The organism is Croceitalea sp. MTPC6 (assembly GCF_036985525.1).
Lineage (GTDB): Bacteria > Bacteroidota > Bacteroidia > Flavobacteriales > Flavobacteriaceae > Croceitalea.
On sequence record NZ_BTGR01000001.1, the window covers coordinates 283,081 to 304,527 of the forward strand.

The window sequence follows — 21,447 nt, forward strand, 5'->3', positions numbered from 1 at the left end:
AGGTGCTCAAATGAGCACCTTTATTTCCTAATCAAAAGTAATTTCTTCCGTCAATAACTTTATGATTTCTTCATCGCCTGCAAATTGTTTTTCAAAGTTATAGGCTATCATCTTGTAAGGATTATAGCCTAATTCAACAAACTTTTTCTTCTGATATGCCTCTAAAAAGCGATAGATTTGGTAAGGTCTTGAACCGTCAGAGTCTTTTAGATAAGCCTCTAACATTTCTCCAAGGGGTTTGCGCCACTGAAGCGATTTTATTAAATCTTCCCTTTTGACTTCATTTAAACCAGGTAGTTTTTTTACTTCTTGAAATTTTTCTTGGGAATAAAATCGAATAGCTTCTAAACTTTTCCAAATTGGAACGCCATTTTCAAACTGCTCTCCTACATTTTCAACAGTTTTTCCTTCAATAGGGAAACTTATATCTAAAACTTGATTGTTAGCTGACATAACTTTTTTAAGTAAGACAAAACCTTCCTTATCTTCTTCCTCTACAATATAATGACTGTCATCTATGCGTTTAACAATCATGATGTTTTTTAATCTTGGCTCTGCATAGTTATCACCTTCACTTCTTCGTTCTATAACTAGCTTGTCCTTGTATTCTGTAAAATACATTAACTCGCCGGGTTGTGTGTATGAATGCCATTTTATTGGTGCAATCAATGATTCATTATCTTGGGCGAATACAGAATTGATGGTTAGTATCAAAATACTTGTAATGACAGAAGGAGTAAAGCGCTTCATCTAGTTAGATTTTATTTTAAGTTGTTTAAAATAAAATCTAAAGTGGTATTTGTATTTAATTTTTGTGTAAAAGAAAGACTTTTATGTGTAATCGGCTGGGCAAGGCCAACATCGCGTAAATATTTTATTTGACTTTCGCTATCCAAAGAAACTTTTCCAGATAAAAGCACATCCAAGCTCTCTTCTCGCTGATATCGTTTGTAGATTTTTCTCAACCCACTTAAGTAGAGTCTATCCTTTGTAAAACCGCCACCACGGTGGGCACGAAGAGTAATACTATAAGCCTCATCACGGTTTAGTTTGTACTGTCCATGAATCAAATCAAAAGTATCTGCAAAGCTATAACCCTTTATTAAACTATCAGATGCCATTACACGATACGCCAACTCTTTTAAGCGCTTTAATGTGAGTGCACCTCCCATATATTCACTAAATACAGCTAAACCTTCTTGTGTTTCCACATTTTTAGGCAAACCATTTGAAAATACCTTCAGTGGCTGTTCCAAACCATTAAAAGTGGTTACCAAGTGTATCCCAATTTCGTGGTTGGCCAATGTCAACAGTTGATTCTTACTAAATCGAGTGTTCTTTTTAATCAGGAGTGTTTGGGAGCTGTTACTGACCATTGCATCCGCCGCTATATTGGTAGAGAACCTTACATTTAGCGGAAAGTCATATTGCTTTGCAAAATCCTCAAAGTAATCTTTTGCTTCATTCGGGGAAAATACCTTTTCCATATCTCCAGACAAAGGTTCATCTGCATAATGTAGAATGAATTGTGCGTTCTGCACATCTTTTTCTGTAGGAGTTCCAAAAACTCGTAAAGAATTGTAATAGAAGTTTTTACCCTTACCTATCGTTTCAATACATTGAATCATATTGGCATAATAATAAATAACTTCTTGATAGAATTTTCGGATATTATCATCTTTAATCCTTTCCAAACGTTGGGAAAAGAAAAGACGATGTAATTTATAGGGGTTAAACTTTAGCTTTGGATATTTAAATTCTGGTTCACCAGTATACTTAGAAGCAAAAAAACGTTGTTTTTCCTTTTCAATGTTCTGCGGATTAACATAGCTCAATAGTTCTATCCGTTTTACCAAACGGTCTAGATTTGCGTCAATCTCAAATAGATCAGGATATTCTTTTTGTATTTCAGTCTGTAATTTTTCTTGAATCATTGTGCTTCTTGAAACTCTTGCGATTGCAAAGGTATCAATTCTTTTAGCTGTTTCTCAACAGAATGCACAACTTCAGGATAAATAACTCCAGTTAACTCATCACAGTAAACTTTTGCAATTTCAGTAGCCAAAACCAATGTATTAGTGAAGTTTTGAGAGATATATTTTAAAAAGTAGCCGTTTCCTTGAAATGTATCATTAATTCTAGAAGTAGATTTTATCCCATTGGGAAGTTGCATTTGTCCTAGTTTAGCGCTCCAGTTAAGTGCAATGCCTCCAAAACGTTCATTGTCAATATTTGCTGTACCCATATTCCAGGTGGGTACTTCCCTGTCCCATCGTTTCCAATTATAACTGTGCATATCAAAAACTAATACCCTCTGGTATTTTGACTCTAGTTTTTCCATCAAAGCCTGCACTACACGATAAAAATTAATGTGTTTTTGTAAACTAAACTCTTTAACATCTTGTTTTAAAGGGAACTTCCACAATTCTTTTCCCCAAGCATCTGTATAAATTGCAGTTTCTGGAGCTCGATTTAAATCATACTCAAAACGACTATCATACCCGGCTATCACAATTGGATGCGACTGAACCATTTGTTTTGTGCATGGGTCTTCTTCATACCAACGTTCATATTCTGTATGTGTGCAAACATCCCAAAGGGATTTTCGAAATTGATGCCCATCATGCACTGCCCCACAAATATAGGGGACATAAGAATCAATTTTTAAAGTGAAAGAATAATCTTCCGCTACTGCTTCAAATATCGCTTCAGCTTCAATTAACTTAATAATCCCATTGATGGATAGTTTACGCATTCGCTACTTCATTTCTTAAGCGAGAACGCCTATTAAACGCTTCTAAAGAATCAACAACTTTACTTTCTACAAAATCGATGACCTTAGATTGAATCTTGGTCTTATACACTTTGTTCATGTAAGTTATACCACCTGGCGACATTACATTGACCTCAACCAACTTACCTCCGATTACATCGATACCAACAAAATAGAGTCCGTCCTTTACCAACTTAGGGCCAATTTGTTTGCAAAGCGCTTTTTCTTCCTTGGTCATTGCATGTTTAGCAACGGTACCACCAGCAGAAACATTGGAACGATGGTCATCTGTCCCTGGCACTCTTTTCATAGCACCAATAGGCAAACCATTCAACAGTAAGATACGTACATCACCTTGGTCAGCTCCTTCAATATATTCTTGAAGTATAACATAGTTAGATGTTCCATCTGAGTTAGTTATATAAAAATCTAATAGAGATTGAATACTACTCATTGCTGACTTTTCAATAAGAATAACACCAGAGCCTCCAAAACCATTCAAGGGTTTTAAAATCATCTTGTCGGTCTTAGATTCTTTTATTTGTTTAATGAGATGATGTTTGTTTTTTGACACATGGGTAGCAGGGATGATATTACTATGCGAATCCCCAAAAGCTGCTGTATACAATTTGTTATTCGCTTCGCGAATTCCTTGAAGGGAATTCATAATGAAAACATCATCTTTCACGGAATCCAAAAAATTGAGCATTATTGGGTCCAATGGAGGGTTTGCGCGCATAAATATGACGTCAAAACCAGCCAAAGGAAGCATTTCCTCGCGTAAGCTCGTCTGTTTATAGAAAGTTTTTAGATTACTTGAGATTTTTTCTGCTCTATTCAACACAGTACAAAAGGCATTAGTGACACTGTTTCGAATAGTTAGATTAGCAGGGCTGCAAAGTGCTACGCCATGTTTTCGCTTTGCACACTCATGGATTAGAGCTAGACTGGTATCGTTTTCAGGGTCAATTTCTTCCCAAGGATACATTAAAAAACAAATATTCATAGTGGTCGTTATTCAATTAGCACAAAATATAATAGTTGTCATTAGCTATGACAAAGAAATACTGTTACGCTTTTCTTAAGGTTTGCCTTACTTGACCTCATCATAATGATCATCCCACTCTTTTGGTTTTGGATCACCTAATTTCCCAACAGATTTAGCAACTACCATAGATACGGTTGCGTCACCTGTAACATTTACTACGGTTCTGCACATATCTAAGGGTCTATCTACCGCAAAAATTAAGGCTAAGCCAATAGCTAATTTATCAGCTGGAAAACCTATAGCCTCTAAAACAATGACCAGCATCACCATCCCGGCTCCTGGTACTGCTGCACTACCAATCGATGCCAAAAGTGCCGTAAGCACAATAGTAAGTTGGTCTCCTAAAGTTAAATCAAATCCAAGAGCCTGAGCAATAAATACTGCTGCCACTCCCTGATATAGGCTTGTGCCATCCATATTGATTGTTGCTCCAACCGGAAGCACAAAACTGGAAACTTCTTTATCCACTCCTATATGCTCTTCTACCCTTTCCATAGTCACTGGCAGCGTGGCTGCGCTAGAACTAGTTGAAAACGCTAATAATTGTGCTGGGCTTATCTCTTTTAAAAACCAAAATGGGTTTTTCTTGGTGAAAACCGAGACTACAATCGTGTAGAAAACAATCATTAAAAGCAACCCTACAACAACGGTTCCCGCATATTTTAATAAAGCCAATAGTAAGTCTGGGTCACTCGAAGAAACCACAACGCCAGCTAAAAGCGCAAATACCGCATAAGGAGCCGAAAGCATAATCAAATCAACCATTTTTAGCACTACATCATTTAGGGAATCAAAGAAATCCTTCAGGGGCTTTGCCCTTTTTTCCCCTATTAAAAGCATTGATATTCCCAAAAATATGGTGAAAAAGATAACTTGAAGCATTAAACTGTTATCGCTCATTGCCTTTAGAGCATTGTCTGGCACCATATCCACCAAAAACTGTAGCGGACCGCTATCTTTCTGCTTCATGGCCTCATTCATCTTACCGGTCACCCCCTCAGATTCCGCGTAAGTTTCCGTGAGTTTCGATACTGTCTCTTCAGAAATTCCGTCACCAGGCTGGGCAATATTGACCAATACCAATCCAATTGTGATTGCAACTACGGTGGTAATTATATAGATGCCTATGGTGCGCAGACCTATATTCCTAAACTTAGAAATGTCTTTTAAATCGGAAATCCCTTTAACCAAAGAAGCGATTATCAATGGAATTGCTATTAACTTCAACAGCTTCACAAAAATGGTTCCTAAAGGTTGTATCCAATCTGAAACAAAAGAAGCTCCCCAGTCAACCTGGGTCATTACAAATCCAAAGACAATACCTAGGACCATCCCTATTAGGATTTTCCAGTGCAATTCTAATTTACGCATAGTTGAAATTTACGCTGTAAGATACTATTTTGAAGTGAAATCCACTAAGTACCTTACATTTTGTTGGTCCTAGCCAACAATGCGAAGTCTGCCAACACTAAAGCTGTCATGGCTTCTACGATAGGGACTGCTCTTGGCACTACACAAGGATCATGTCTTCCCTTACCTTGAGTTTTTACTTTTTCACCTTCCTTATTGATGGTCTCGTAACCTTGTAATACGGTCGCCACAGGTTTGAAAGCAACATTAAAATAGATATCCATGCCATTGCTTATACCCCCTTGCACACCACCACTAAGATTAGTCTTGGTTGTGCCATCTTGGTTAAATTGGTCGTTGTGGGCACTTCCTTTCATTAAAACCCCATCAAATCCACTACCATATTCAAAGCCTTTTACAGCGTTTATACTAAGCATCGCTTTACCTAATTCTGCATGTAGCTTATCAAAAACAGGTTCTCCCAAACCAATTGGCACGTTTTTAGCAACACAAGTGACAACCCCACCAATGGTATCCCCTTCTTTTTTAATGGATTTGATATAATCTTCCATTTGCTTCGCCATTTCAGAATCAGCACAACGGACAGGATTCTTTTCAATTTCTTCAAAGTCCAGTTCTTGATAAGGTTTCTGAAGTTTTAGTTCTCCAACTTGAGAAACAAAAGCATTGATTTCAATTCCTTTTAAAAACTGTTTAGCAATAGCGCCTGCCACTACCCTACTTGCTGTTTCACGCGCTGAACTTCTTCCCCCACCACGATAATCCCGAAAGCCATATTTTTTATCGTACACATAATCTGCATGTGATGGGCGGTACGAGTCTTTTATATGCGAATAGTCCTTAGATTTCTGGTTGGTATTATGGATAGCAAAACCAATTGGCGTCCCCGTAGTTTTACCCTCAAAAACTCCAGAATATATTTCTACTGCATCTGGTTCCTTACGTTGTGTAACAATTGCTGATTGACCAGGTTTCCTACGATTCAGTTCATTTTGAACTGCTTTCATATCCAATTCAATACCAGCTGGGCAGCCATCAATAATGCCGCCCAAGGCTCTACCATGTGATTCTCCAAATGTTGTAAGTCTAAAAAGTGTTCCAAATGAATTCCCTGCCATTGTCTAATGTTAGTGCTTTTCAAAGGTAATTTTTATAAATTTTAAACAAAGAACCCATACAAGCTTTTTTTGAAACAAATAGATTGGATATAAAGACAATTGGAAATATGGGTCACGTTACGGGTTGTACATGGTTAGTTGTAGTATGGTTCGTAAAAAACATTCCGTAGCAAATAATTATGCACTTTGCTGTGAGCGGTATTTTTTATCTTAGTTTTTTAATTTTATAACTATAATCAAGGTTGTCAATATAGATTTCACAGTCTTTAAAAAATCCAATTCCGATTCTAGGTTGGCTTGAAATATTTATTGTGGCATTAATATTATTAAATTCCATATTCCCCAATTTTATTAAGGGTACAGTTCCGATTTTTTCTTTAATAGTTTGAAGCCCGCCAAGCGTATACCTGTCTCTTTCATTGTCTTTAAAATCATACTGTTGTAAAAGCCATTTTGCAAGTTTAGATTCCTTTGGCAGGTTAAATTCTGATGAGGAGCCAAAGTCTATTATAACTTTGTATTCTACTCCATTAATCGATATATAAGTATATGGCGCTCCATGTTCTCTTTTAATTTGAATAGTTTGAAATGTATTATCTGCTAAATTTTCATTCGAAACCCTTAGTGTTTTATTAGGATAATCAATGAGCCAATTTGCCTTGCTAATTATTGACTGTCCTATAATTCCACCAAAATTAGGAATCTGTTCTTTTAACCCTTCGAAATTTCCGTTTCCTGCAAAAGTATTTTGAAATTCTACGCTTCCAATCTTCATAGATTTCACAAACTCATTTCCAAGTTTCATTTTTCGCTTGGAGGCTCCATCATAATTACCAGTACGTCCTATGATTGAGTCTCGTTGAATAAGGTTGAAATCAGCACCCGTATCAAATAGGAAGTTTTTAGAAATTCCATCAATTTCAAAAGGCAAGATTATTACTGATTTTGCAGTAGTGAATTCTGTTTTGAAATTAAAACTTTGAGGCAGTACTGTCCCTCTTTTTTGATTTTTAGTTATAGAGCAACTAATTGAAAGAAACAAGATTAAACCAAATAATAAAGGTTTTAGGTTTTTCATATTTGGTTTTGGTTTAGTTCTATATTTTTTAGTATCGTTCACAATGTTAAGATAAGGCTTGTTTAAATTAAACATATCGACCGATAACGAAGTTCGCTTAAAACTTTCATAAAATCTAGACTAAGGATTTTAGATTTCCAAATTAGTTTTTAACAACAGTAGGCAGATACCTAAACAAAAAACACAAAATAATCCTAAAACCTAGCTATTGCTTAAAGATTTTGAAACATTGAAAATATACCGTAATGTTTTTTTAACAATAAGCTTATAAACACTTGACTTCAAATTGATTCTAAGCTTATAACAACGTCGTTACTTTGCAAATAAACTATTTGCATTGAAAAAAAGGAAGATAGAGCTAGCGGTAATATCAGATGTCCATTTGGGAACATATGGCTGCCATGCAGATGAATTAATTGCATATCTAAACAGTATCGAGCCAAAGAAACTAGTCTTAAATGGTGATATTATTGACATATGGCAGTTTAGCAAGAGATACTTCCCTCCCTCACATTTAAAAGTGCTCAAGAAGATTATTGGAATGGCTTCAAAAGGCACCGAAGTATGCTATGTTACAGGAAATCATGATGAGATGCTTCGAAAATTCTCCAACACATCCATGGGCAATTTTAAAATTGTAAATAAATTGGTAATGGATTTAGATGGAAAGAAAACATGGATTTTCCACGGCGATGTTTTTGATGTTTCCATTCAGAATGCAAAATGGCTTGCGAAGTTAGGTGGCTACGGATATGATTTGCTCATCTTAATAAATAGTTTTGTAAACTGGTGCCTCGTAAGACTGGGGCGCGAAAAGTATTCGCTTTCCAAAAAAATAAAAAACAGTGTAAAAGGCGCGGTAAAGTACATTAATAATTTTGAAAAAACCGCTACTGATTTAGCTATTGAAAATGGATATGATTATGTTGTTTGCGGTCATATACACCAGCCTAAAAAAGAAATTTACGAAAACAGACATGGTAAAACCTTGTATTTAAATTCAGGGGATTGGGTAGAAAATTTGACCGCTTTGGAATATTCTTTTAAGCGTTGGCGCATATACCATTACAGTCACGATAAGCTATCACCTTTTTTTGTTGATGAGGAACTGAAGGAAATGGACATGAATGAACTAATCGCATCCATTACGGACAAAAGAGATGTGGAAATAACAGAAAAGGAAGAGAAAAAGTCTGATACAAAATCATTGGATAAGCAGGGCTTGGCGCAAGATGGTGATGGGATGTAGCGCTTCTCTAGCTGTACCATCCTTAATTTGATGCCTACAACTGGTTCCATTAGCTGCTATAATGGTGTTTTCATCACTTTTTCTTACCGAAGGGAAAAGTTTTAGCTCTCCTACGGCCATACTGGTTTCGTAGTGTTCTTTTTCATAACCAAAAGAACCAGCCATACCACAGCAACCTGAAGCGATAATCGACACCTTGTAGTTCTTTGGAAGATTTAGCACATCGAATGTTACTTTCTGATTTGATAAAGCCTTTTGATGGCAGTGAGCATGTATTTTAACTGTTTTTTCTTCACTTGTAAAGTAATTAGCAGTGATGACACCTTTCTGAATCTCCTCAGCCAAAAACTCTTCAATCAAAAAACTATTGGCAGACAATTGCTCTAAAACTCCCTTATCATAGTGCAAACGTTTATATTCATCTCTAAAGGATAAGATTGCAGAAGGTTCTAATCCAATAATAGGAAGGTTCTTGTCTAAAAAAGGCTTTAATTTCTCAATATTCGCAGCTGCAAGTTTTTTTGCTTGTCTTAAGAAACCTTTAGACATGTAAGTGCGTCCACTTTCCGCGTAAAAAAGTTCTACCGAATACCCTAATTTTTGTAGCACATGAATTGCATCTTTGCCAACCTCAACATCAAGGTATTTTGTAAATTCATCTATATATAGAATTATCTTTCTATTAGGTTTAACCTCTTTATTTTCAAAATTTTCTATATAGTTATCGAAACTAAAACTATATACCTTAGGAAGTTTTCTTTTTGATGATACTCCAACAGTTTTCTTAAGTAAACCCCCAAGTATTTTGGAATCATATACGGCATTGGTCAAACCAGAAACCTTACTCCCCATAGCATTAAACTTGGTATTGTAAGCGAACAACTTACTTCGTAAGGAATATCCGTTTGTTTCTTGGTACTGATATAAAAATTCGGCTTTCAGTGTGGCAACATCAACATTACTTGGGCATTCACTGGCACAGGCCTTACAACTCAAACAAAGGTCAAACACTTCTTTCAATTCCTTATGGTCAAATTGATTGGGCTTATCAGAATTGGTCAAAAACTCTCTTAAGGTATTCGCACGGCCCCTAGTAGTGTCTTTTTCGTCCAACGTTGCATGATAGCTAGGACACATGCCACCGGACATATTGTGAGATTTACGGCAATCCCCACTCCCATTGCACTTTTCAGCAGCTTTAAGAATACCTTCACTGTCTGAAAAATCCATCAGTGTTTTGATCTCAGGTTCTTCCCTGTCAATTTCATAGCGAAGCGACTCATCCATTGCATACGCGTCGACAATCTTACCTGGATTAAAGATGTTATGAGGGTCAAATACTTTTTTAATACGTTTTAAAAGCTCATAATTGGCTTCACCAATCATCAAAGGGATAAATTCTGCACGAACAATACCATCACCATGCTCTCCGCTAAAACTTCCTTTGTATTTTTTGGTCAATTTGGCAACATCAGTTGTAATTGCCCTGAATAACTTTACATCTTCTGACTTTTTAAGGTTTAAAATTGGTCTAAGATGCAGTTCTCCAGCACCAGCATGGGCATAATAGACCGCACTTTGTTTGTAACTAGCCATTATTGCTGAAAACTCCAAGATAAAGTCTTTTAAATCCTCAAGTGCAACCGCAGTATCTTCAATACAGGCTACCGCTTTCTTATCACCCACCATGTTACCCAACAAACCCAGTCCAGCCTTTCTAAGCTCAATGGCTTTACCAATATCACCACCATATAAAACCGGACTGGCGTAGCTTAGCCCAGATTTTGAAATAGTTTTTAAGAGGTTATCTATTTGTACTTTTAAATCCTGTTCTGTTTTAGCTTTTACCTCTAACATTAAAATAGCAGCTGGGTCGCCTTCTACAAAAAACCGATTTGCCAGTTGCTGCCTGTTGTTTTTGGTACAGTCCAAAATTACCTTATCCATCATTTCACACAAATGCAAACTATGTGTCATTACAGGTGCAACATCACTCAAGCAGTCTTCCAAAGAACTGTAATGCGTTGCCACCATTGCCGAGTATTCAAGAGGTAAAACATCGAGATGGAGCGTAATTTCAGTAGTAAAAGCAAGGGTTCCTTCACTTCCGGACAGGAGCTTACTAAGGTTAAACTGTTCTACTGAATCTGAAAAAACAGAACTATCTAAAAGTTCATCTACTGCATATCCTGTATTTCGTCTATGGATACTTGGCTTGGGAAACTCTTTTAAAATTTCTTGCTGAACTTCAGTATTGGAAAGCTCTTCATGTAATGCTTTATAAATATTACCTTCCAAGGAATCCACTTTTGACTTTTTAAAGAACTCATCTTTGGAGATATTTTCAAAAAAAGCTTCACTTCCATCAGAAAGTATGGTTTTTAAAGACACTATTTTATCACGTGTTACCCCATATTGAATTGATGTAGTCCCAGATGAGTTATTACCCACCATTCCCCCTATCATACAACGGTTTGAAGTGGAGGTATTTGGTCCAAAAAAAAGACCAAATGGTTTTAAATATTGGTTGAGTTCATCACGTACTACCCCAGGTTGTACGACAACTTGTCGCTTTTCTTCGTTAAGATGTATGATTTTAGTAAAATACCTAGAGGTATCTACAATTATGCCCTCTCCAACGCATTGTCCCGCCAATGAAGTGCCCGCAGTTCTTGGTATTAATCCTATTTTATTATTTACAGCAAAATTTACTAATATTTTTAAGTCATTGGCCACTTTTGGAAAGGCTACAGCAAGGGGAATCTTACGGTATACAGATGCATCTGTAGCATACAAGGTTTTTGTTAAATCATCATGATTTAATTCTCCTTCAAGCTGGTTAGAAAGTGCTTCTAAAATTGATTTATTCAATTTGGAACAATTTTTGACAACTAAAGTAAGTTTTATTACAGAAAGTCCGAAAGAGACTATTTTTAATTTTCATTAAATCGAGAAACTTATGAGAATCATCACATTTATTACATTACTATTTGTATTTGCAACAATCAACTTACAGGCACAAAGTATTTCAGACCATTCATTAGGGTTACGTTTGGGAGATAGCGATGGCTTTGGTGCGGAAATATCCTATCAAAAATCAATTGGTAGACTCAACAGAGCAGAATTTAACCTTGGATTTAGGGATAGCAGAGAATTTGATGCCTTTAAATTAGCTGGGGTTTACCAATGGGTACATCAAATAGATGGTGGTTTTAATTGGTACTACGGTGTTGGTGGAGGATTGGGAAATGCCGATTTTGAACCTGTGCCCAATAACAACAACGGCTTTAGTGATGACAATGACGGACTGTTTGTTTTTGCAGCTGGAAATCTTGGGTTGGAATATGATTTTGACATTCCGCTTTTAATCTCATTAGATATACGTCCAGAGATAGGCATTATTGGCTTTGACGGTTTTGACAACGATTTCCTTTTTGATATTGCCTTAGGACTTCGCTATCAATTCTAATAACTATTTCTAACATAATGCAAAGCCCTTAACACAGGGCTTTTTTTATGCTCATGAATATCTTTACCTTTGACCAAAATTTACAATATGAAAAAAGGTTTAGTTGTCATTTTAATTGCTATTTTAGTTATTGCTTGTGGAACAGGCTCTGATGGATACAGTATTAATGGAGAAATAACCGGTGAGCTTGCTGACAGTTCCAAAGTCTACTTAAAAACAACCGATTCTACCAACAGACTAGTCGATGTTGACACAACAATAACCGTAGGGGGCAAATTTGAATTCCAAGGAACTCAAGATTCTCCCGTTTTACATTATATGGTGGTTGAGGGAATCCGTGGAAATTGGCCAGTAATTGTTGAAAATGGGGCAATAACGTTCAAAGGTCAAAAAGACAGTTTGATGTTCGCTAAAATAGAGGGAACACTGCAGAACGAAATGTTCTCTGAGTTCTTGGACGAATCAAGGAAAATGCAGCAAATGGCTCAATCTATGCAGCAAGACATGCAAAAAGCAAGAATGCAATCTCCTCCAGATAGTGCAGCCATGACCTCTTTGAGAGAAGAATTTTTTGAACTTCAAGAGAAATCAAAAAGCTTTAATATTGATTTTATCAAAGAAAATCCAAATGCCCTAATTTCTGCTCTAGTTCTAGAAAATGTATTACGTACCAAAGCAATACCAGCAAATGAAATCAAAGATCTTTTTAATTCACTTACCAATGAAATAAAAGCTACAAAACCAGGTAAACGAATTGCTGAAGAATTAGAAAGAACAGCTGCAACCGAAGTTGGAGCGATTGCCCCTGTATTTTCCGGGCCAACGCCAGAGGGTAAAGTGCTAGCATTGAATGATGTAAAAGGAAAACTAACCCTTGTAGATTTTTGGGCTGCTTGGTGCAGACCATGTAGAGCAGAGAATCCTAATATTGTTCAGGTTTACAATAAATACAAGGATAAAGGTTTCAATGTTTTAGGAGTTTCTTTGGATAGAAAGTCTGAAGATTGGCTTAATGCCATTGAGGCAGATGGCTTACAATGGAACCATGTATCCAACCTACAATATTTTAATGATCCAATTGCTAAATTATATGGGATAAATGCTATCCCAGCTGCCTTTTTACTGGATGAAAATGGGGTTATTGTGGCAAAAGACCTCAGAGGGCCTGCCTTAGAAGAAAAAGTAGTAGAATTGCTTCTTAACTAGAATTAAAAATACTTTTATCAAAAAAGCCCTTGTAGAATTACAAGGGCTTTTTTTATTTGTTATGGTTTTTAGTTTGATTAGAACTTATTTTCTGTATCATCATAATTACCTATCACAGTAGCAGAGTCAGATATAATGACATCCCCATGAACAGTTATGGCATTGTTATTTCCTAAAAATTCTAGCGTAGCGTTATCTTCAAGTATCAAATCTCCCCAAATGGTCAAGCCGCCATTTTCTTCTCCTTCTAACCTAAGAGTTGCACCTTCACTAATAGTTACATTTCGCCTTCTATTGTTTCTAGCTACTGTATAAATTCCACTCAACTCAAGTATTGCATTGTTATTGATTGATATTCCATCTCTAACAGTCCAACTTCCGCACAATAGCAAAGAACCATCAACTGTAACTTCTCTAAGTCTTCTAGAACCACTGTAAGCTAAATCATCACCTTGAGGCACATTTAATATTGAGCTTCCAAAATATCTAGGGGATATAGAACATCTTTCTTGAAGACTAGTAGATGGTTTATTCATTTTTATAATTTGTAAACCTTCACGTCCAGAAGCTGCAAAAATAAAGTCTCCCTTTGTCGCAACATAGTTTATAGAGCCTTCTAATTCAATAATCCCAACCAATTCCACTGAATTATTTTCTTCTGAAAGACACAAACCTGCACCGCCATTGGCCATTAAAAGCACATCCTCATTAAAAGCAACTGCATTGGTCACAACATCAGACGTAGAAACATCATCAGGATTTATTAGTATAGGAACATATTCAATAAAACTTCCTGTAGAAGCATTATAAACTCCTGCTCCATTTTCTCCTTCTGATACTACTACTTTATCCCCTGAAAAATCCAAAGTCCTTTTATCTGACTCTCTAAAATCCGAAGTGATAGAAATTTGGGATAATTCACTGAAATCAGTATTCAGAATGCGAACCCCTACACTTGCATCCAAGACAGCTATTTTATCATTATTTATAGATAGTGAACGTAAATCTGTAAATGGGGCTTCTTTAATAAGCTCAAGGGTACTTGTACTGTATTCACTAATAAAACCATCCTTGCCAGAAGTTACGAATAAGCTATTACCCATTAATTCTATATCTGTAGCATTAAAACCAGCTTGATAGTTATAGGTTAAATCAGAAGTGTTAAAACGTCCGCTATTAACTGCAACTTTAATAATTACAGAATTGTCAGTAGCTAATACAGATTGCTCGGCATCAATACCTCCAACAATATAGGCATAGCCATTATCATAATGTATGGCATTTAAATCTTTATCATAAGAATAAGCCCTGCCGGCCAAAAATGGATTTGTAGGGTCACCGATGTTAACTATATCAACTGCGCCGGCATAAACTGCACCAGCAGTATTGTAACTTACATATGCAAAATCTCCATCTATGTGGACATCAGTAGCTGTTAAATTTTCACCTCCAGAAAATAAGGGTGGTTCAATTTTAGCAACTAGGGTTAAAGGGTAATCACCAGCTTGCTCGTTGGCAAATTTTGCAAACTTTCCTGTATTGATATCTTCTTCAAAGATATCAAGTACTCCGCTGTCGTCAAAAACGACACTGTTTAATAGTGTTTCACTATTCAACTCTACTCCTATAGTATCTTGCGGGTTTTCAAAAACTGTGGTCTCATCAGTACATGAAACAACAATCAAAATCAAAATGAAAAGCAGTCTAAACTTCTTGAAATGGGACATGTTTAATCGTATTTTGAATGACGAAATTATCCTGAATCCCCTACTCCCACTAATTATTGTTGTAAAACACACCTAAATTGTGGGCAATCCGATGAAGTACACACTACTAAAACAAATTATGTAAGATAAAGATTACTTTTTTAAATCTTTCCTAGTTTTTCAAGCACAAACAAGGCTATGATTGGTAATGCTAAAAGAACGACCATTAGAGTATCCGTTTGAAAAAGCTCTGGCTTAAATAACAAAGTGGTCACATACCCACCGATTGCACCCCCAAAATGTGCAGAATGGCCGATATTCCCAACCCTATTTTTCATGCCATAAATAGAATACAGCAAATAACCAATACCCAGAACATATGCAGGCAGTGGTATGGGAATAAAGAAGAAGCCCAATTGCATATCTGGCTGCAATAGGATTGCAGCATACAAAATACCAGTTACAGCACCACTTGCCCCTACAGCACTATAGTAGGGTTCGTTCTGATGGAAGAAAATTGATAATAAGTTTCCTCCTAACAAACTAATAAAGTAAATAATTAAAAATTGGGTCGGACCAAACCAGTTAATTACTACATCAGCAAAAAAGTAAAGCGTAAACATATTGAAAAACAAATGGGCCATGTCCACATGCAAAAAACCCGAAGTCAAGGCACGTTCTTTTTGCCCACCTTTTATTCCTCCTATGCTAAACTTATAACGATCAAAAAATATAGTATCATTAAAGCCTTTTATAGAAACCAAAACATTGGCTGCAATAATGGCAATTGTAGCAATATGCAAACTATACATAAAGTGTCATTTTTGGGTCTAAATATAGCTATATTTGCGCATACTATTTTTATATGCAGCTAGTTGTATATCTTATAACCTACCCCATTTTATGGGTATTTTCCAGACTTCCTTTTAAGCTTATCCATTTTATATCAGATTGTGTGTTCTATCTGTTATATTATGTGATTAGCTATCGTAAAAAAGTGGTTTATAACAACTTAAAATTGGTTTTTCCCAACAAATCCGAAGAAGAAATCCTACAGATACAACGCAAGTTTTACAAGCACATGTGCGATGTTTTTTTAGAAATGACCAAAACTATGGGGATGTCTAAAAAAGAAGTGAAAAAGCGATATCACTTACCAAATATTGAGGTTTTACAAGAAATCGTTAAATCTAAAACAGTTTTGATTGTTTGTTCCCATTATGCGAATTGGGAATGGAATACCAGTATCAATAATTACATAGATGCCAGAGGCTATGGTGTTTACCAGCGTATTGCCAACCCATATTTTGATAAATTGACCCGAAAAGTCAGAAACCGCTGGGATACCAATCTTATTACCCAGCAAGAAACCGTTAAAACCGTAATTGGCAATGAAAAAAAGAATACCATTTCGGTCTATGGTATGGTCAGTGATCAATCGCCAATGGTTAAGAAAGGACAATATTGGTCAGATTTCATGGGTGTTAAAGTCCCTGTTTACAAAGGCGCGGAACAACTTGCACGAAAATTGGACCTAGCCGTTGTGTTCCTAAAAGTTTCCAAAGTAAAACGTGGATATTACAAGGCAGAATTAATTCCTATTACCCTTGATGGTGCCAATACTTCGGAAAACGAAATCACTGAACAATTCCTCAGGCTGGCAGAACAACAAATACATGAAGCTCCTGAATTTTACTTATGGACGCACCGAAGATGGAAGCATCGGGACAAAGTTCCGACTGAGTATCTAAATAAAGATGCTTTATGAAATTTAAAAAACGGTACTTAGTCTATGCCGTGCTTTTAGGTTACCTATTATTCGCACACTCTTGTATGACTATGCGTACTTCTGCAAAAAAGACTAGAGCTTTTTTCAAAGAACAAAGAGTAGCATTTTTAGATTCCACTGTTCAAATTCAAGATAGAGATCTTCATTATCTACAGACTGGTAATGAGAAGGCACAAAGCCTTGTTTTTATACATGGTTCTCCAGGAAGTTGGGATGCATGGAAAAATTATTTGACCGACTCCCTTTTACTTAAAAAGTATCGCCTTATTGCGCCAGATAGACCTGGCTTTGGATATAGTGATTTTCGTAGAAGCCTGAATTTAGATGTACAGGCTACAATTATGAACAATTTCCTTAAGAAAATTGATAATGGTAAACCTATCACCCTGATTGGTCATTCTTATGGAGGGCCCCTTATTGTAAAAATGGCTTTAGAAAATCCAGATTTATATCAAAATCTAATGATTTTAGCGGGCGCAATAGATCCAAGTACTGAAAAGCCAGAAAAGTGGAGAAAACCACTGACTTGGGTTCCCCTTAAATACCTTGTCCCTGGTTCTTTAAAACCTTCAAATGATGAACTTTGGATGCTAAAACAGGATTTAATCGCTATGCGTCCAGATTTAAAATACTTATCCCAAAACGTGATGATAATTCATGGTACAGCAGATAATTTGGTGCCCTATAAAAATGTTGACTTTATGAAACAAGCGTTTTCAAATGTGGATAACTTAGAAGTTATTACTCTTAAAGACGAAAACCATTTTATTGTTTGGGACAAAGAGCAACTCATAAAAGATAACTTACTGGATTTCTTGTCAAAATAGATTATATCCCAGCAATATCTTTGATTTCTCCAATGATTCTGTCTGCCAAACCATCTGCTTCAGCCTGACTTCTAGCCTCCGTATAAATTCTGATGATAGGCTCTGTATTGGATTTTCTAAGATGTACCCAATTTTCAGCAAAATCAATCTTTACACCATCAATAGTGGACACATCTTCATTTTTATATTTATCATGCATTGCCACAAGTAAAGCGTCTACATCCAAATTAGGGGTTAACTGAATCTTCTTTTTACTCATAAAATAACTTGGATAGCTAGCTCTAAGTTCAGCTACTGTTCCTCCCCTTTCAGCCATCAACATCAAAAACAAAGCTGTACCCACTAACGAATCACGGCCATAATGACTTTCGGGATATATGATTCCTCCATTACCTTCACCACCAATTATGGCATTGTTAGCTTTCATTTTGGTGACTACATTTACTTCGCCTACTGCAGCAGCTTCGTATGTACCACCATGCTTTTGGGTAATATCGTGCAAAGCCCTGGAAGAAGAGAGATTGGACACTGTATTTCCTTTTGTTTTGCCCAATACATAATCAGCGCAAGCAACCAAAGTATATTCTTCCCCGAACATTTCGCCATCATTGCTTATAAATGCCAAACGATCTACATCTGGGTCTACGACAATTCCAAAGTCTGCTTTTTCTTTTACAACCAATTCACAAATATCCTTCAAATGCTCCTTTAGCGGCTCTGGATTATGTGGGAAATGCCCGGTAGGGTCGCAATACAATTCAACCACTTCTACTCCCAACTCTTTAAGCAATTTAGGAATGGCTATTCCTCCAGTAGAGTTAACCCCATCAACAACAACTTTAAAAGCTGCCTTTTTTATGGTTTCTTTATCCACCAAGGGCAGATTTAATACTTCATCTATATGGATATCTATATAAGAATCATTTTTATCTATTTTGCCCAAATCATCCACTTCTGCAAAATCAAAATCTTCTTTTTCTGCCAGTTCTAAGATGACAGCACCTTGTTTTGCATCTAAAAATTCCCCTTTTTCGTTCAAAAGTTTAAGTGCATTCCATTGCTTTGGGTTATGGCTAGCAGTTAAAATGATGCCCCCATCTGCCTTTTCCAACGGCACTGCAATTTCAACTGTTGGCGTGGTAGACAAACCTAAATCCACAATATCTATCCCTAGTCCCACCAAAGTAGAAACCACTAAATTCTGAATCATCTCACCAGACAAACGCGCATCTCTCCCAATGACTACAGTAAGTTCATCTTTACCTGTATAGTCTTTTAACCAAGTTCCGTAGGCCGCCGCAAACTTTACAGCATCAATAGGTGTTAGGTTATCATTAGCACCACCACCAATGGTACCACGAATTCCAGAAATAGATTTGATTAAGGCCATGTGTTTAAAAGTTTTTGCAAATATAAATTGATGGTTGTTAATACACGTTTCTAATTTGTAAATTTCGAAAGTGAATTTTTTAGCACATATTTATCTTTCGTTTGATGACCCACAGATTACCTTGGGTAATTTTTTTGCCGATCATATTCGTGCCAATAAATACAAACACCTACCTCTTAAAGTTCAAAACGGGATTTTATTGCATCGTGAGATAGATACTTTTACAGATGCGCACCCTATTGCGAGACAGAGCAGTAAACGTTTACATAAAAATTACAGTCACTACAGCAGGGTTATTGTAGATATTTTTTACGATCACTTTTTGGCAAAAAATTGGAATGCCTATTCGGAAATACCTTTGGATAGCTATGTTGATTCCTTTTACGACCTTTTAGAAGAAAATTACGAGATACTACCTCTTGGCACGCAGCGCATGTTGCCCTATATGGTAGCTGATAATTGGCTCTATAACTATTCCAACCTAACGGGGATTGCTAGAGTGCTTAATGGAATGAACCGCCGTACAAAAAATAGGTCGAAAATGAACAATGCGATTTTAGACTTAGAAGAACACTATACTGACTTTGAAAAAGAGTTTACTGCTTTTTTTGATGAATTGATTACCTTTTCCAAACAAAAATTCATTTCCCTATGCGAAGATTAATACTGCTATTACCATTTGTTTTATTCATTAATTGCAAGCAAAAGCCTGCTATTCCAACCGGCGAAGTTGCCGAGAAAGCAATGGTGGTTTCCGCACGTGAAGAAGCTAGTGAAATTGGTATTGAAATCATGAAAAAAGGTGGAAATGCCTTTGATGCTATGGTTGGGACAGAAATGGCACTAGCAGTTGCCTATCCGTTTGCAGGCAATCTTGGCGGTGGTGGTTTTATGGTTTACCGAAAAGCAAACGGTGATATAGGCGGATTGGATTATCGTGAAAAAGCGCCATTGGCTGCTCACAAGGATATGTATTTAGACTCACTGGGCAATGTAATCCCCAATATGAGTACAGTTGGCGCGACTGCAGTGGGCGTTCCTGGAACTGTTGCCGGAATTATGGAAGTCCATATAAAATATGGCTCATTAGCGCTTCCAGAAATTTTAGAACCAGTAATTGCCTTGGCAAAAAGAGGTGTTGTTGTAACAGAAAAACAAGCAAAACGACTAGAAAATTATAAGGAGCGATTTGTTGAGGTAAATGGAGACAGTACAAAATTTGCACAAAATTTTAAAGTAGGCGATACTATAAAGTATCCTGAACTTGCCAATACGTTAACCAAAATAATGAATGAAGGACGTGACGGGTTTTACAAAGGCGAAGTAGCCCAAAAACTAGCTGAATTGATTCAAGAAAATGGTGGATTTATAACCGAGGAAGATTTGGCTAAATATGAAGCAAAATGGCGCTACCCAGTAACTTTCAACTATAAAGATTTACGAGTGATTTCCATGAGTCCACCAAGTAGCGGTGGCGTCACCATGAATCAGATTTTTAAAATGATGGAACCATATGATGTGGATGATTTTGGTCATAACTCAGCAAAAACGGTTCAGTTGTTTACCGAAGCAGCTCGAAGGGCTTACGCGGACCGCAACTACTTTTTAGGCGATCCAGATTTTACGGATATTCCTTTGGATGTAATTCTGACCAATGATTATCTAAGTTCAAGGATGAAAAACTTCTCGTTTGATAAAGCGACACTTTCATCAGATGTTAGTCACGGCGAGGTAGAAATTGTGGAGAGTATGGAAACTACCCATTACTCTATTATCGATGCCGAAGGAAACGCAATCTCGGCTACAACCACATTAAATGGAGGCTATGGCTCAAAATTATACTCAAAAGAGCTAGGTATCTTTTTGAATAATGAGATGGATGATTTTAGTGCCAAAGTTGGCGTCCCAAACATGTTTGGACTTATTGGGGCCGAGGCAAACAGCATTGCCCCAGAAAAAAGAATGTTGAGCAGTATGACGCCAACCATAGTAGAAAAAGATGGAAAATTATGGCTTGTCGTTGGTACCCCAGGTGGCTCTACTATTATAACAGCGGTAGCACAGACCATTTTAAATGCTTATGAATTTAATTTGAGCATGCAAGAGTCGGTAGATGCCCCACGTTTTCACCATCAATGGTTACCGGACATGGTTGTTTTTGAACCTCAAGGTTTTTCTGGAGAATTAAAGACCGAATTAAAAGCAAAAGGCTATATCATTAATGAGGAAAGAACCCCGATAATTGGCAAAGTTGATGCCATCCGCGTGTTGCCAAATGGAAAGTTGGAAGGTGGTGCAGATAAGCGTGGGGATGATAAAGCAGTAGGTTTTTAAATTAAAGTTCAAACTTCAAGCTCAAACCCAAGTATTAAAATTTTAAGAGGCCGACTTGTAAATTATTTGTAAGAATTAGTGTGATTTGT

Annotated in this window: 18 protein-coding genes; 7 read left to right on the forward strand and 11 right to left on the reverse strand. The window is 36.6% G+C overall.

The annotated features are described in order from the left end of the window. Window positions 1–27: 27 nt before the first annotated feature. The 7 genes from AACP56_RS01345 to AACP56_RS01375 all read right to left on the reverse strand — a co-directional run bounded on the left by AACP56_RS01345 (window position 28) and on the right by AACP56_RS01375 (window position 7,388). Complete coding sequence (locus AACP56_RS01345) at window positions 28–750, reverse strand: hypothetical protein (RefSeq protein ID WP_339334257.1); 723 nt, start codon at window positions 748–750, stop codon at window positions 28–30. Window positions 751–761: 11 nt separating this feature from the next. Continuing rightward, window positions 762–1,934: a flavohemoglobin expression-modulating QEGLA motif protein gene (locus tag AACP56_RS01350; protein WP_339334255.1), complete on the reverse strand. Its 1,173-nt coding sequence runs from the start codon at window positions 1,932–1,934 to the stop codon at window positions 762–764. After that, entirely contained in the window at window positions 1,931–2,755 is an 825-nt protein-coding gene (locus AACP56_RS01355; RefSeq protein ID WP_339334253.1) for an N-formylglutamate amidohydrolase, read from the reverse strand. Before AACP56_RS01355 ends, AACP56_RS01350 begins: the two co-directional genes overlap by 4 nt. Further along, window positions 2,748–3,779 (reverse strand): glutathione synthase, encoded by a 1,032-nt coding sequence (gshB, locus tag AACP56_RS01360; protein WP_339334251.1) that lies wholly within the window; start codon window positions 3,777–3,779, stop codon window positions 2,748–2,750. The genes AACP56_RS01355 and gshB overlap by 8 nt, the downstream gene beginning before the upstream one ends. Window positions 3,780–3,866: 87 nt before the next feature. Next, window positions 3,867–5,192: a dicarboxylate/amino acid:cation symporter gene (locus tag AACP56_RS01365; RefSeq protein ID WP_339334249.1), complete on the reverse strand. Its 1,326-nt coding sequence runs from the start codon at window positions 5,190–5,192 to the stop codon at window positions 3,867–3,869. Window positions 5,193–5,245: 53 nt separating this feature from the next. Then, window positions 5,246–6,310 (reverse strand): chorismate synthase, encoded by a 1,065-nt coding sequence (gene aroC / locus AACP56_RS01370; RefSeq protein ID WP_339334247.1) that lies wholly within the window; start codon window positions 6,308–6,310, stop codon window positions 5,246–5,248. A 205-nt stretch (window positions 6,311–6,515) separates the two neighbouring features. Next, the gene (locus AACP56_RS01375; RefSeq protein WP_339334245.1) at window positions 6,516–7,388 is read right to left on the reverse strand and encodes a hypothetical protein; all 873 of its coding nucleotides are present in this window, start codon (window positions 7,386–7,388) and stop codon (window positions 6,516–6,518) included. Window positions 7,389–7,725: 337 nt separating this feature from the next. On the opposite strand from AACP56_RS01375, the gene AACP56_RS01380 reads away from it, so the two are divergent. Next, complete coding sequence (locus tag AACP56_RS01380) at window positions 7,726–8,637, forward strand: UDP-2,3-diacylglucosamine diphosphatase (protein ID WP_339334243.1); 912 nt, start codon at window positions 7,726–7,728, stop codon at window positions 8,635–8,637. Here the strand turns inward: AACP56_RS01380 and AACP56_RS01385 are convergent. Beyond that, window positions 8,593–11,508, reverse strand: a complete 2,916-nt coding sequence (locus tag AACP56_RS01385; RefSeq protein ID WP_339334241.1) for an FAD-binding and (Fe-S)-binding domain-containing protein — start codon at window positions 11,506–11,508, stop codon at window positions 8,593–8,595. The two genes, AACP56_RS01380 and AACP56_RS01385, sit on opposite strands and share 45 nt — an antisense overlap. 88 nt (window positions 11,509–11,596) lie before the next feature. On the opposite strand from AACP56_RS01385, the gene AACP56_RS01390 reads away from it, so the two are divergent. Together AACP56_RS01390 and AACP56_RS01395 are read left to right on the forward strand one after the other, a co-directional pair. Further along, the gene (locus tag AACP56_RS01390) at window positions 11,597–12,106 is read left to right on the forward strand and encodes a hypothetical protein (protein WP_339334239.1); all 510 of its coding nucleotides are present in this window, start codon (window positions 11,597–11,599) and stop codon (window positions 12,104–12,106) included. A gap of 87 nt (window positions 12,107–12,193) precedes the next feature. Further along, entirely contained in the window at window positions 12,194–13,312 is a 1,119-nt protein-coding gene (locus tag AACP56_RS01395) for a TlpA disulfide reductase family protein (protein WP_339334237.1), read from the forward strand. A 77-nt stretch (window positions 13,313–13,389) separates the two neighbouring features. Here the strand turns inward: AACP56_RS01395 and AACP56_RS01400 are convergent, their stop codons facing one another. Further along, the gene (locus AACP56_RS01400; RefSeq protein ID WP_339334235.1) at window positions 13,390–15,039 is read right to left on the reverse strand and encodes a hypothetical protein; all 1,650 of its coding nucleotides are present in this window, start codon (window positions 15,037–15,039) and stop codon (window positions 13,390–13,392) included. A gap of 140 nt (window positions 15,040–15,179) precedes the next feature. Beyond that, window positions 15,180–15,830 carry a rhomboid family intramembrane serine protease gene (locus tag AACP56_RS01405; protein ID WP_339334233.1) on the reverse strand — a complete coding sequence of 217 codons (651 nt, stop codon included), beginning with the start codon at window positions 15,828–15,830 and terminating at the stop codon, window positions 15,180–15,182. 53 nt (window positions 15,831–15,883) lie between these two features. On the opposite strand from AACP56_RS01405, the gene AACP56_RS01410 reads away from it, so the two are divergent. Both AACP56_RS01410 and AACP56_RS01415 read left to right on the forward strand, forming a co-directional pair. Next, complete coding sequence (locus AACP56_RS01410; RefSeq protein ID WP_339334231.1) at window positions 15,884–16,786, forward strand: lysophospholipid acyltransferase family protein; 903 nt, start codon at window positions 15,884–15,886, stop codon at window positions 16,784–16,786. Then, on the forward strand, window positions 16,783–17,634 hold the full coding sequence (locus AACP56_RS01415) for an alpha/beta fold hydrolase (RefSeq protein ID WP_339334229.1): 852 nt from the start codon (window positions 16,783–16,785) through the stop codon (window positions 17,632–17,634). The genes AACP56_RS01410 and AACP56_RS01415 overlap by 4 nt, the downstream gene beginning before the upstream one ends. Window position 17,635: 1 nt before the next feature. On the opposite strand, the gene glmM is transcribed toward AACP56_RS01415, so the two are convergent. Next, a complete protein-coding gene (glmM, locus tag AACP56_RS01420) occupies window positions 17,636–19,024 on the reverse strand; it encodes a phosphoglucosamine mutase (RefSeq protein WP_339334227.1) in 1,389 nt (462 codons plus the stop codon). Between the two features lie 70 nt (window positions 19,025–19,094). Here glmM and AACP56_RS01425 point away from each other — a divergent pair, with 70 nt between their 5' ends. Together AACP56_RS01425 and ggt are read left to right on the forward strand one after the other, a co-directional pair. Further along, on the forward strand, window positions 19,095–19,688 hold the full coding sequence (locus AACP56_RS01425; protein WP_339334225.1) for an acyl carrier protein phosphodiesterase: 594 nt from the start codon (window positions 19,095–19,097) through the stop codon (window positions 19,686–19,688). Continuing rightward, complete coding sequence (ggt, locus tag AACP56_RS01430; protein WP_339334223.1) at window positions 19,676–21,358, forward strand: gamma-glutamyltransferase; 1,683 nt, start codon at window positions 19,676–19,678, stop codon at window positions 21,356–21,358. The genes AACP56_RS01425 and ggt overlap by 13 nt, the downstream gene beginning before the upstream one ends. The last annotated feature ends 89 nt before the right edge of the window (window positions 21,359–21,447 follow it).